This is a genomic window from Providencia burhodogranariea DSM 19968 (genome assembly GCF_000314855.2).
Lineage (GTDB): Bacteria > Pseudomonadota > Gammaproteobacteria > Enterobacterales > Enterobacteriaceae > Providencia > Providencia burhodogranariea.
In genome coordinates this window covers 86,601-99,239 of the sequence record NZ_KB233225.1, presented here as the reverse complement: position 1 = coordinate 99,239, position 12,639 = coordinate 86,601, and the positions used below count along the sequence as shown (strand labels likewise).

Annotated in this window: 12 protein-coding genes and 1 other annotated feature; of the genes, 4 read left to right on the top strand and 8 right to left on the bottom strand. The window is 39.0% G+C overall.

All coding sequences use genetic code 11. The annotated features are described in order from the left end of the window. The 3 genes from thrB to thrL all read right to left on the bottom strand — a co-directional run bounded on the left by thrB (position 1) and on the right by thrL (position 3,547). Positions 1 to 930, bottom strand: coding sequence for a homoserine kinase (gene thrB / locus OOA_RS16370; protein ID WP_008913281.1), 930 nt, complete (start codon positions 928 to 930; stop codon positions 1 to 3). A gap of 3 nt (positions 931 to 933) precedes the next feature. Further along, entirely contained in the window at positions 934 to 3,393 is a 2,460-nt protein-coding gene (gene thrA, locus OOA_RS16365) for a bifunctional aspartate kinase/homoserine dehydrogenase I (protein ID WP_008913280.1), read from the bottom strand. A gap of 24 nt (positions 3,394 to 3,417) precedes the next feature. Further along, positions 3,418 to 3,540: a sequence feature (Thr leader region), on the bottom strand. After that, on the bottom strand, positions 3,476 to 3,547 hold the full coding sequence (gene thrL, locus OOA_RS21410; protein ID WP_071524250.1) for a thr operon leader peptide: 72 nt from the start codon (positions 3,545 to 3,547) through the stop codon (positions 3,476 to 3,478). Its footprint overlaps the feature before it by 65 nt. Before the next feature lie 657 nt (positions 3,548 to 4,204). Here thrL and arcA point away from each other — a divergent pair. Then, a complete protein-coding gene (gene arcA / locus OOA_RS16360) occupies positions 4,205 to 4,921 on the top strand; it encodes a two-component system response regulator ArcA (RefSeq protein WP_008913279.1) in 717 nt (238 codons plus the stop codon). A 123-nt stretch (positions 4,922 to 5,044) separates the two neighbouring features. On the opposite strand, the gene creA is transcribed toward arcA, so the two are convergent. Beyond that, on the bottom strand, positions 5,045 to 5,521 hold the full coding sequence (gene creA, locus OOA_RS16355) for a protein CreA (protein WP_008913278.1): 477 nt from the start codon (positions 5,519 to 5,521) through the stop codon (positions 5,045 to 5,047). Positions 5,522 to 5,707: 186 nt separating this feature from the next. On the opposite strand from creA, the gene robA reads away from it, so the two are divergent. Then, a complete protein-coding gene (robA, locus tag OOA_RS16350; protein ID WP_008913277.1) occupies positions 5,708 to 6,604 on the top strand; it encodes an MDR efflux pump AcrAB transcriptional activator RobA in 897 nt (298 codons plus the stop codon). Between the two features lie 163 nt (positions 6,605 to 6,767). On the opposite strand, the gene gpmB is transcribed toward robA, so the two are convergent. After that, a complete protein-coding gene (gpmB, locus tag OOA_RS16345; RefSeq protein ID WP_008913276.1) occupies positions 6,768 to 7,415 on the bottom strand; it encodes a 2,3-diphosphoglycerate-dependent phosphoglycerate mutase GpmB in 648 nt (215 codons plus the stop codon). 52 nt (positions 7,416 to 7,467) lie between these two features. Here gpmB and yjjX point away from each other — a divergent pair, with 52 nt between their 5' ends. Beyond that, on the top strand, positions 7,468 to 8,004 hold the full coding sequence (gene yjjX, locus OOA_RS16340; protein ID WP_008913275.1) for an inosine/xanthosine triphosphatase: 537 nt from the start codon (positions 7,468 to 7,470) through the stop codon (positions 8,002 to 8,004). Between the two features lie 116 nt (positions 8,005 to 8,120). On the opposite strand, the gene trpR is transcribed toward yjjX, so the two are convergent. Then, positions 8,121 to 8,441, bottom strand: coding sequence for a trp operon repressor (gene trpR, locus OOA_RS16335; protein ID WP_008913274.1), 321 nt, complete (start codon positions 8,439 to 8,441; stop codon positions 8,121 to 8,123). A gap of 71 nt (positions 8,442 to 8,512) precedes the next feature. Beyond that, positions 8,513 to 10,426: a murein transglycosylase gene (sltY, locus tag OOA_RS16330; protein WP_008913273.1), complete on the bottom strand. Its 1,914-nt coding sequence runs from the start codon at positions 10,424 to 10,426 to the stop codon at positions 8,513 to 8,515. A 753-nt stretch (positions 10,427 to 11,179) separates the two neighbouring features. Between sltY and OOA_RS19825 the strand changes: the two genes are divergently transcribed. Beyond that, positions 11,180 to 11,671: a bactofilin family protein gene (locus tag OOA_RS19825; RefSeq protein WP_008913272.1), complete on the top strand. Its 492-nt coding sequence runs from the start codon at positions 11,180 to 11,182 to the stop codon at positions 11,669 to 11,671. A gap of 492 nt (positions 11,672 to 12,163) precedes the next feature. Here OOA_RS19825 and OOA_RS16320 read toward each other — a convergent pair whose 3' ends face one another. Then, positions 12,164 to 12,523: a DUF1622 domain-containing protein gene (locus tag OOA_RS16320; RefSeq protein WP_008913271.1), complete on the bottom strand. Its 360-nt coding sequence runs from the start codon at positions 12,521 to 12,523 to the stop codon at positions 12,164 to 12,166. Positions 12,524 to 12,639: the final 116 nt, after the last annotated feature.

Genomic DNA, 12,639 nt, shown 5'->3' with positions numbered 1-12,639 from the left:
TTACCCTATTGTCCTTGCCCCAGTGAGATCCAAACGGCAGATATGCACAAAGCCTTCATCATTTTGAATGTAATGTTGTTGTAGGTAATCCGCCATTTTTTCTGCAACTTGCTTATTATCACAAATCGCAAATAGCGTTGGCCCAGATCCGGAAATACCGCAAGCAAGCGCACCAATTTCATAGGCGTTTTTGCGCGCTTCAGCGAAACCAGGAAGTAGCTGTGTACGATAAGGTTCAGCAACCACATCTTGGATCATGGTAGCGGCAAGCTTCGGCTGCCCTGTATGGCAAGCATGGATAAAGCCTGACAAATAACGCCCATGATTAACAATATCATGGCGCGGATAGCTATTAGGTAAGATAGCTCGTGCTTCTGCTGTAGACACCTTAATACCGGGATACGCCATTACCCAATACCAATTTTCAAATGCTGGAACTGGCTGAGAAATAATGCCATTTTGCTCGATAATCAGTTGTAAACCGCCTAAATAGCAAGGGGCAACATTATCATAATGTACGCTACCTGAAATACGCCCTTCCAACTCCCCCATCATACTCAGCAATGTGGTTTGATCGAAAGGTTTGCCTGCAAATTCATTGAGTGCCATCAATGCAGCTACAACCGAGCAAGCACTTGAACCAAGTCCTGAGCCAATAGGCATATTTTTTTCAAGTATCATAGCAACATTTAGCGGCTTACCAAGGCGTTCACAAAACAGCTCCCAACATTGGTAAACGATATTATGTTCATTTTTTTTCGGTAATTTTGAGACAAAATGACCCTGATTAGTCAGAGAAAAGGTATCTGCCGCTTCAACAGTGACACAATCACCTAATAGTGTTCCATCTACAGGCGATACAGCCGCCCCAAGTACATCAAACCCGACACTAACATTACCAATTGAAGCGGGTGCATAAACTTTAATCACTTATCAAACTCCCAATTTCCATGATAGGGTACGCAACATGTCTGCAAATACGCCGGCAGCAGTAACATCATTACCTGCACCATAGCCTCTGAGTACTAAAGGAATAGGTTGATAATAGCGCGTATAGAAAGCCAATGCATTTTCGCCATTTTTTACTTTGAACAGAGGATCATTGCCGTCAACTGCAACGATTTTCACTTGGCAACGGCCTTCTTCTATTAATCCGACATAGCGTAACACTTTTTCTTCTGCTTCAGCGGCTTTTATACGTTCAGCGAATGGTTGATCAAGCTGTGGCAGTCGGGACATAAATTCAGTCACATCACCACTGCTATCAAATTCTGCCGGTAACACGGCTTCGATTTCAATATCGCCTAGTTCTAGCTGGTAGCCAGCTTCGCGAGCAAGGATCAATAACTTACGGGCAACATCCATACCCGAGAGATCATCTCGTGGATCAGGCTCAGTGAAACCTTTCTCTTTCGCTAATATTGTTGCTTCTGACAGTGACATACCCTCATCTAACTTACCAAAAATGAAGGATAACGAGCCAGAAAGGATCCCACTAAAATGAACGAGTTCATCACCAGCATTGAGTAGATTTTGTAAGTTTTCAATAACGGGTAAGCCAGCCCCCACGTTAGTGTCATACAGGAACTTACGTTTTGACACTTCACTCGCCGAACGTAATTGATGGTAGTAGTCCATCGACAGCGTGTTTGCTTTTTTATTTGGTGTCACAACGTTGAAGCCATCTTTCAAGAAATTCACATACTGTTCAGCGATTTCTTGGTTCGAAGTACAATCGATAATCACAGGATTAAGAAAATGATACTCACGCTCTAATCTGATAAGGCGGCTTAAACTAAATGGCTCAGAGGCTTGTGCCAGTTCTTCTTTCCAATTATCAAGAGAAATACCCTGCATGTTGGTCAGCATCGCTCTTGAGTTAGCAATACCACAAACTCGTAAATCAATATGTTTTTGCTTCAACCATTGTTGCTGGCGATAAATTTGCTCGATCAGTGCATTTCCGACGCCACCAACACCTATGATGAAGGCTTCGATGACTTGTTCAGCATTAAATAGCATTTGATGGCACAAACGCACCGCTGTTGTCGCTGACTCATTGGCAATAACTGCTGAAATTGAACGTTCAGATGAACCCTGTGCAATGGCAATAATATTGATGTTGCCACGCGTTAGTGCGGAAAAGAAACGGGCGGAAATTCCTTTCAGAGTGCGCATTCCATCGCCTACAACTGAAATAATTGCTAATTGTTCCATCACATCTAATGGGTCAAGTACACCATCTTTAAGTTCTAAATAGAACTCTTCTTCTAATGCCGTACGCGCACGTCCCAATTCTCCTTGCGGTACACAAAAGCTAATACTGTATTCAGAAGATGACTGGGTAATAAGTACAACAGAGATGCCTTTACGTGACATTACTGAAAAAATTCGTGCCGCCATACCGACCATGCCCTTCATTCCTGGGCCTGAAACGTTAATCATCGCCATATTATTAAGATTTGTAATGCCTTTTACTGGCGTGCTGTCATCCGTTTGACCATCACCAATCAAGGTACCCGGTGCGCTTGGGTTTGTCGTATTTTTGATCAGACAAGGTATTTGGAATTGGGCAATTGGAGCTATGGTACGAGGGTGAAGAACTTTAGCGCCGAAATAAGATAGCTCCATCGCTTCTTGATAGGACATACCTTTTAGCAGGCGCGCATCTGGGACAAGCCGGGGGTCACAAGTATAGACACCATCAACATCGGTCCATATTTCACAACAATCGGCTCGTAAACAAGCAGCTAGTACAGCAGCTGAGTAATCAGAGCCATTACGACCCAATACAACTAACTCCCCTTTATCGTTACCCGCAGTAAAGCCTGCCATCAAAATAAAGTGATCTTTGGGGATATTTAATTCAGTAATGCGTTTGGTGGATTCATTGATATCAACTGTCGATTCAAGATAATGACCCACTGCCAATAAATTTTCTACTGGGTTAATTACGGTAACTTTGTGACCGCGTGCCGTCAGCACCGATTCCATAATAGCGATAGAGAGTTTTTCACCACGGCAAATGATTGATGCATTTATGCTATCAGGACATTGCCCAAGAAGAGTAATACCATGCAGTACTTGTTTAATTTGCGCGAATTCTTGCTCAGTGAGCTTTTTCAACCTTTCGTAATCAAAATCAGGTTGCTTTTCTTTCAATCCTTTTAATAAATTAGCAAAAATCATTTCTGCATCATTCACATGAGTGATGACATTCTGACCTTCCGCCGTTTTATCAATCATAGCGACTAAATGGTTAGTGATTTTTGCTGGCGCAGATAGCACCAAAGCCACTTGCCCATCAGCTAATTTGCTTTCGGCGATATCTGCAACATTCAGTACTCGTTCGTCGTTTGCAACCGAAGTACCGCCAAATTTAAGCACACGCATGGTATTCCTCTCCTGATTTCACGCCAAAAAAAAACCCACATCTTATTGGATGCGGGCTTTTTCATTTTATTTTTTGGATGCGTCAGCCCGCCCCGTTTCCTGTGGTTACGGTGGTGGTGGTAATAATAATAGTATTCAGGCTGATAATACGCATAGATTCTGTCTGTCTCTTGATTCGTTACTTTTCTTCTTATACGGTTAAAGCAATTACCCTAAAATGTCAAATTTATTTGCAAAAAAATCATTTTACTTCGAAATTAATTATTCGAAATTATTCTACCTATTTAATAAAACCCAAAACTCAACGGATATAACTCATAAAAAATTGAATTTTATCACTATAGAATAGATAAATTGCAAAATATAATACTTGAGATATTTATTGTATCTAAAAGTGTATAAGTCGAACTTTTTTTGAGCAAATGTATCACATAGATGATGAGGAAAATATCAAAGTTTGACACTTCATCTTATAGTATGCGTCAATAAAATTTGTATAACTTTCTTCCTAACAAATTTTGTTAACGTGCTACAATTGATTTTGATATGTATCAACAAAAGTTATTTTTTTAGGTGGTAAATGCAGTATTAGCTGTTATATTGCTGTTAACAGCCCAACGTTGGGAAAGTGCCTAAATTTTGATTCACTTTTTTAGAATCTGACAATGACAGAGGCAACCAAATAGCGTTGATTCTGATGACATATTTATAGCTTGTAGACGCGTTTTTCCAAAAAAACAAAAAAAAACCACCTAATTTGGAAGCGGCTTATAAGTTCACTATTTTATTTTAAAAACTTTAGGTAGCAAATATGCAGACCCCACACATTTTAATTGTTGAAGATGAAATTGTCACTCGCAATACGCTTAAAAGCATCTTTGAAGCTGAAGGCTATGTTGTACACGAAGCTACTGATGGCGAAGAAATGCACAATGTTCTGTCTGAACATGACATCAACTTAGTTATCATGGATATCAACCTGCCAGGTAAAAATGGTCTTCTTCTCGCACGTGAATTACGTGAGCAAGAAAGCATTGCTTTGATGTTCTTGACGGGACGTGATAACGAAGTCGATAAAATACTTGGTCTTGAAATTGGTGCTGATGACTACATCACTAAACCATTCAACCCACGCGAGCTGACTATCCGTGCACGTAATCTACTTTCTCGCACAATGAATTTAGCTGGTGGCACAGAAGAACGTCGCCTTGTTGAAAGCTATAAGTTTAATGGCTGGGAACTAGACATTAATAGTCGTTCACTTGTTAGCCCTGCGGGCGAACACTACAAATTACCTCGTAGTGAGTTCCGCGCAATGCTACATTTCTGTGAAAACCCTGGAAAAATCCAAACTCGAGCAGACTTACTGAAGAAAATGACTGGTCGTGAACTTAAGCCACATGACAGAACAGTTGATGTGACTATTCGTCGTATTCGTAAGCATTTCGAATCAACACCTGATACACCAGAAATTATCGCAACCATCCATGGTGAAGGTTACCGTTTTTGTGGTGATTTAGACGAGTAATTCGTTGTCGCATCAGCTAAAACACCGGCCATAACTTGCCGGTGTTTTTCATTTAAAGCCCTAAAAGACAAAAACTGATCAACCGACCAGTTTTCGTCTTATCAATAAATATGATGAAAAACCTTACCACGGCATAATTGGTACAGCACTCAGTGCATTTTTTGGTGAACCCTCAATCATCTTATCCGAGTAAGTTAAATAGACTAACGTGTTGCGTTTCGGGTCATAAAAGCGAACCACTTGTAGTTTTTTGAATACTAACGACGTTCGTTTTTGAAAGACCACATGTGGTTTTTTCGGTGAGCGTTTAATTCGGTCATTTAATTCAATAGGGCCTACTTGCTGGCAAGAAATTGCTGCATCCGCAGTATCTTCGGCTAAACCAAGTCCACCTTTAATGCCACCAGTCTTTGAACGACTAAGATAACATGTCACATTATTAACATCAGGATCATCGAAAGCTTCAACTACGATTTTATGATCCGGACCGAATACTTTAAAAACTGTATCTACAGAGCCAATTTCTTCTGCAAATGTCGCAAAGGGTAATGCAGACAATAGTGATGCTAGTAATATTTTCTTCAACTTGCAAAAATGCATATTGGATTCCTTTTCAACCAGAAAGTGCCATTATGGCACTAATTATAAACAAAACTGTCTGTTTTCTTTATAACTAAATAACAAATACAACTCTTTTGATATAAACGAAAAAGGTAACTTGATATAGAATAGGTGTTCATTGATAGCCTATATCTGTTTTTTAAGTCATGTCGACTGGGGATATACATGGATCAAATTAATATCATTCGTGACCTTCTACGTTGGATCGATAATAACCTAGATAAGCCTTTATCACTCGATAATGTTGCGGCAAAAGCGGGTTACTCCAAATGGCATTTACAGCGAATGTTCAAGGATGTTACCGATCAAGCAATTGGAGCTTATATTCGAGCTAGAAGGCTTTCTCGTTCTGCTGTTGCCCTACGCCTCACCAGCCGCCCCATTCTTGATATCGCACTACAGTATCGTTTTGATTCACAACAAACATTTACGCGTGCATTTAAGAAACAATTTAATCTCACGCCTGCCTACTATCGACGTACTGAAGAGTGGTGTGCAACAGGTATTTGCCCGCCAATTATTTTAAATGACCACCGGCATTTAGATCATGAATTTGTCGAAATGCCAGAGCAACCATTAGTAGGATTAGAGCAAAGTTGTTCCTATGCACTAGAGGAATGGTCGATGGCTTGCTCGCAAATGCGTAAGACATTCTGGCACTATTACTTAGAACATACTAACTCGGTTGCTTCTGAAGTATTTGGTTTGCATCATGCTATTCATAGTGCTGAAAAAGAAGATGAGCAAACCGTGTTCTATACAACGGCAGTAAAACCTGAAGATGCGAATTTTAATAATGCGGAATGTAGCAATCTAACGATTCCTGCTGGAGATTATGTGAAATTTAGCTTCACCGGCGACGCAACACGTGATGCATTGCAAGAGTTTCTGTATCAAATTTATGGTGTTTACATGCCTAAGCTCAATATTACTCGTAGGCCAGGATATGATATCGAGCACTATAAATTACGAAATGTCGAAATAAGTAAAATTGACAGGGAGCATGATGACCCCAAAACACACATTGCCGCTTTTGAATACTATGTTCCAATAAAACGGTAATGATTAGGGGATGTTGACCTTTCGCGTATATGCTTTAGTAAATTATAGATATCAGCGGCCTCGATCTAAAGTCATAATAATGAATATAGGTTCCGCTAAGCTATCATAAAGCTAAGTATTAGGAGTTCCATCAAATTGAAACTCCTAATACTGCCAACGTAAGCTAAGCTTGCTGCTCATCTAAAGCCGGTTGAGTTAAATGTGTAATCTCCCCCGTACTTTCTACGATCCAACCATTCGCTAGCCAAGGGCTATTTTGATAATCTACCCGCGAAATTGAGCAGTTACGTAAGCGTAAGCGACGTTCAGAATAGGCAGGAACTCCAAGAATACGGCTTAATAAAGTACTCAGAGCAATGCCATGACTCACTAAAAGTGGTCTGCTGCCTTTAGGTAAATCAAGACAATTGTTTAACGCTGCTAACATGCGCTCATACAATTCCTCCATCGACTCACCCTCGGGAATACGGCCGCCCTCGGTGCCATCAATAAGGCTTTTGCGCCATTGCTCTTCTTGCTCTGTGAGCATTTCAATCTCTCGTTGCTCAAGAACGCCCATATTTAGTTCACGAAGACGCGGTTCTGTGATAATTTCACATCCGCAAACCTCAGCAATTATTTGTGCAGTTTCGCGTGTGCGCCCCATATCACTAGTGATAATATGGGTAATGCCTTCTGATTTAATCCTTTCGGCAACCTGCCTTGCTTGCAGACGTCCAGTGGCCGTTAGAGGGCTATCAGATTGCCCTTGTATACGGCGAGCCACGTTCCATTCGGTTTCGCCATGGCGAACAAGATAAACCTGTAACATAGATGTGTTCCGTTATTACTTTGCAAAGTATGTGTTCAAAGGAAAATAATTAATGTACCAAGTTATAGCTGCAACGACTAATCCTGCCAAAATTAAAGCGATTCATCTTGCTTTCGATGCTGTTTTTGGGCCAGGCAGTTATCAGATAGAAGATATTAACGTCGATAGCAGCGTTCCACAGCAACCTATCGGTAATAATGAAACCCGTACAGGCGCTAGACAACGCGTAATGGCATCACGACAAGTTCGCCCTGAAGCCGATTTTTGGGTCGGTATTGAAGCGGGTATTGAAGACGACATGACTTTTGCTTGGATTGTGATTGAACATAAGCAAATCCGTGGTGAATCACGTTCAGCAAGCATCATGATCCCAGAAAAAATTCTGGCTGGTATTCGAGAAGGGCGTGAACTTGGCGAAGAAATGGCAGATTTAACTGGCATTGATAATATCAAACAGCAAGGTGGCGCTATTGGATTTTTCACTAACGGGGTACTAACACGCACAAGCGTCTACCAACAAGCACTGATACTGGCACTGGTTCCCATTAAGCATGAAATTTATAAAGAGCTAAACCAGATAGAAGACTAATTATAACGAAAAAATAATAATAGGGGCAATTTTTGCCCCTATTTACGTACTTTAGTGACAAAAATCACACAAATTGGATAAAACATACCAAATTATACGACTCATCAACTAAAAATTTATTTGAGTAACTGCTCTTCCAACCATGCTTTAACAGGTAAAGGCGCTGATTTTAAGCTATTTGATCCACGGGTAATGGTTGCAATTCCGACGCCAAGTTCATTTTTCAATTCTCTTTGGCTCATCTCACCTCGCATTAATTCTTGGACAATTCTAACTCGAGTTGCAAGCGCTGTTCGTTCATCAGGTGTAAGCAATAATTGGAGTATGGGATGCTGCAAGTCTTGCTCAAATGCAAGCTGAAGTAACTTAACGAAGCGTTGCCAGTCATCATTCTCATCAGTTGTGAGCGCAGGGTCATTCAGGTGATTTGCTGTCATATTATCTAACCATACTATTCAACTAGTACAAAATAATAACACACAATTTTGCAAATCACCTGCAAAACATATTAATACTTCATTAACCATTCATTATCGCTTAGAACAGGACCATTTTGCCCCATAAAATAGCGATAGAATACATCATAAGAAAGAACGTTTTTCACATAACCTCTGGTTTCCGAAAATGGAATGCTTTCAACAAAAGCCACTGCATCTATACGTCCACCACTATTGCCTAACCAACGATTCACCCGTGATGGGCCCGCATTATATGCAGCACTGGATAAAATTCGGTTATTTGAAAATTGCTGATAAACATCATCCAAGTAAGCCGTACCAATCTCAATATTTTTGGTTGGATTAGTTAATTGGCTGACATTAACATAATCACTAATCCCTTGTTTTTGGGCCGTGTGTTTCGCTGTTGCTGGCATCAGCTGCATGAGTCCCGTAGCCCCAACTGGTGAACGAGCTTGTGGATTCCATGCGCTTTCTTGGCGTGCGATTGCCATCGCATAGCTTTTTGTGATGGATTTATCTTTAATATAACGTTCAAATTCTTTTTCCCACGCTAATGGAAAACGCTCTTCTAAGTGATTCCATAATTTAGCCGTGATCGTCGCTTGCACACTTAAATCAGCCCAATTGTGATCAAATGCGTAACGCGCTAACTTCTCTTGTTGATTGGTAGGCAATGAAGCAACCAAACTTACCCACTCAGTGCGCGCGAGATTATCCATTTCCCAATACATCAATTCACGAACACGCTGTATCTCAGCCATTTTATCAATGCTATTGTCCGGTTTGTCGGCGGCTTTAATGTACAGAGGATATTCTATGTTCAGTTTTTGTGCGGCGACCATTGGATAGAAGCCACGTCCATTCATGAGCTTATGTAATATCGCTTCACCTTCAGCTTTTCTACCTTCATCAAGCAAAGTGATCGCCTGCCAATATTGCCATTCTTCTTTATTCTTAGCATCATCAGGAAGTTGCTTCAACCACACTGAAACACCTTTTTTATCCCCTAACCCCAAAGCCAAACGCACTCGACGTTCTTTTAAGGTCGTTGAATCCGTCTCTCCAATCACTTCATCACGCCAGTTTGCCTGTTCTGGAGTGACGTCCCCCATATACTGCCAAGCGATGCTGTCTTTCATTTTTTGGGTTTCAGCGATATTCATTTTCTGTGTGCTGCTGATACTTTTTAGCGCTGCGCGAGCTTCATCCGGTGATTGTCGAGCATAACGGCTAAATGCTGCCAATGTTGCTTGCCGTGAAAAATCTGTTGGCGTCATTGTTTTCGCAAAATTGGTCACTGACGCGGGATCATTTTGCAGCTTAACTAATGCATCACCGATGGTTTTATAATTTGGCGGTAAACGCTTAGCGAGATATGCCGCTATTGATGTATTGCCCGCATCGATAGCAAGATGGATCCGCTCAAGGATCATTTCAGGTGTTAAATATCCCGCTTTTTCCCATTCATTAAATAATTTGTCACACGCTTCTGGCATCGAGCGTCCATTAAGCCAAGACTTCTCAGCACCTTGCCATGCAAGAGTTTTGTTTCCCGTAGCCCAATTCGCATAATAATAATTACATTGTGCTTCAGCAGGCTTTGGTACCTCAGGGCTGAAAGCTAATAATGACTTCCACTCTTGACGACGTGCTAATTCATTCACAAATCGTGTTTTTAGCGTTTTCGCAACTGGTAATGTTGGATGAGCATCAATAAATGTTTGCACTTGGCTTGGTGAAATAATATCGAGATCTTGAGTGAGTTCTCGGTACTCTAAATAAGGATATAATGGATACTCTTGTAATGTAGGCAGTAAACGCTCTACTTCATCCATTTGCTTTGCGTCCCAAGCTTGCTTAATTGCTTGGTAGCGCTCACGTTGAGCTTGTAAAGAATCTGCCCATACCGTGGTAGATATCAACATCATGGCAATCGGAACTGCCACCAAGAATTTTTTCATACTTAATATTTCCCTATTCCTGCTGTGCTCTGAATTGTTTAACTTTATAACTATACCTGAAATAATTCGAGTTGAATGTAAGAAACAATCCCATAAACAGAAATGATAAAAATAAAAATAAAAACAAGTAGTTAAATACATTTACTTACAAGGTTATTTATATTTAGTTTAGATGCCAAGTGTAAATGTTCAGATGAAAAAAGAGGACAAGAGGTGTAATCCGAACTCTGGTGCTTCTCATACAACTTGATATCGCATCCCCCTAATTAGTCTCGCCTATAAATGGCTTATATGCCAGAAAGCGCCGTATTAGTTAAGTGTAATATGGACAAACATTCATATTTACTGTTAAATAACATCCTTATCATATATTCAAGATGCATAGTTTTTGATTACTTTCAGCTAGCTATATCACTATAATCATTATTACTTTAAGATTTTTTATGGATATATGACTTATAGTTCTCTTAAATTTTTTCATATCATAAATTGAATAAATTTTAATACAGATTTAATGATATAAATCGTATTTGGAACAATCAAAAAAGCCTTTAAAATAGGATAGGATATGAATTTAAATAATTTATTTTTTTCTATTCTAGGATGTGGTTGGGCATACATTTTAATTTACACATTAACAGATTATTACTCTTCAATTGTGTTTTTGCCATTCTTAATCATATTCTTTATTATTTTTTACATACTCTCAACAAGGAATAAACGGATGTTTACAAAAAAAATAAAAACAATTTAATGGAACTTGAAAAAAACGATGCAGCAATAGCTAAAAAAGAAGCTATTTTATCTAAAGAAGAAAAATTAACTCCATTATCCAATACTCATAAAACCACTTCAATTTCAAACAGCTGTAATATTTCTGGGGATTTTATTCTCGATGATGACATTAATGTTTTTGGCTATATAAAAGGGAGTATCCGTAGCAATAATGGTAAAGTAACAATTGAAAAAGAAGGCGTTATAGAAGGTGAAATTCATGCGCAAACCATATCAATCAACGGTAAAGTGCAAGGATTATGCGTTTCTGAAAATCTTGATATTTTAGAGAATGGCCAATTAGATGGTATTTGCCAAACTAAAAACTTAACGATTAAAAAAGGCGGTATATTTACTGGTTCATCAGAAAGAACAGATAAAAAAATACAACCTAATGATGTGAAAAAAGAGCTTACACAGAAAAAAACAGAAATAACAAAATTAGAAACATCTTCTATCTCAGTAAAATAATTATTATATATTCCTGCCAACATATTAAACTTAATATGAGTATAGCGGTCAATTTTATAGCAAAAAAGTTGACCGCTATAAAGTAAAACTCATAACAATCGATTGTTTGCACATCATTCTGTGAAATTAATAAAACCCACGATTAAGCTCGGATTTTAATTTTATTATTTAATGTATTTTAATATAAGAAAATTATAAGTATTAACGACCTAATGTTTTACTTTTAAAAATAAAAAAGAGTAACTTTAAAATTATACTCTAAACAATCCGATTTTCATGTAGATAACAACAAGCAGCCCAGCTAACAACTATGTAAATTGAAGTCTAACGAACATAGAGGCTAATATCTAAAGTTAATAAACAGGAAAGAATAGCCTATCTCGACCTCTCTTTATATTAGAACTATTTTATATTACTTCACCTAAAGCAATATGAGCTTATCCAATTATTTGCAATAAGCTCTCTAACGATACTGAAGATAATGCAAGATAGTTACTTACCCGTGACTACGTCTTGCTCTTTTTCATTCAAAGGCCTATGTTCGAGTTCCTTTGCTAAGAAGTAATTTAAGAAGGTACGAATTACCGCAATAATCCCCAGTTTGATCAGACTATCTAAATCAGGATCGACTGTTGTGACGAGAATATCAGCGGCTAATTGAAATTCTAATGCTGTTGCCAGCCATCCACCAAAACAATAACGAGCTACTCGCCCTGATTTTAAACGGATCGAAACAATCAGTGTTTTGACTAACCCAATCACAACACAAATAACCGAAATGATCTCTAACAATAGTTGTAGATAATGAACACAAGAGACCAGTAATTCACGTAGAAAAGCTAAATCAAACATGGAGAACCTCAATGTTAGGGTTTAAATTTGAGTTTGTTACAAAAATAACTCCCTGATAAACAAGAAGTATGGCGAAGATTGCATTTACTAAACGCCTATTTAATGTTGAGACCGTT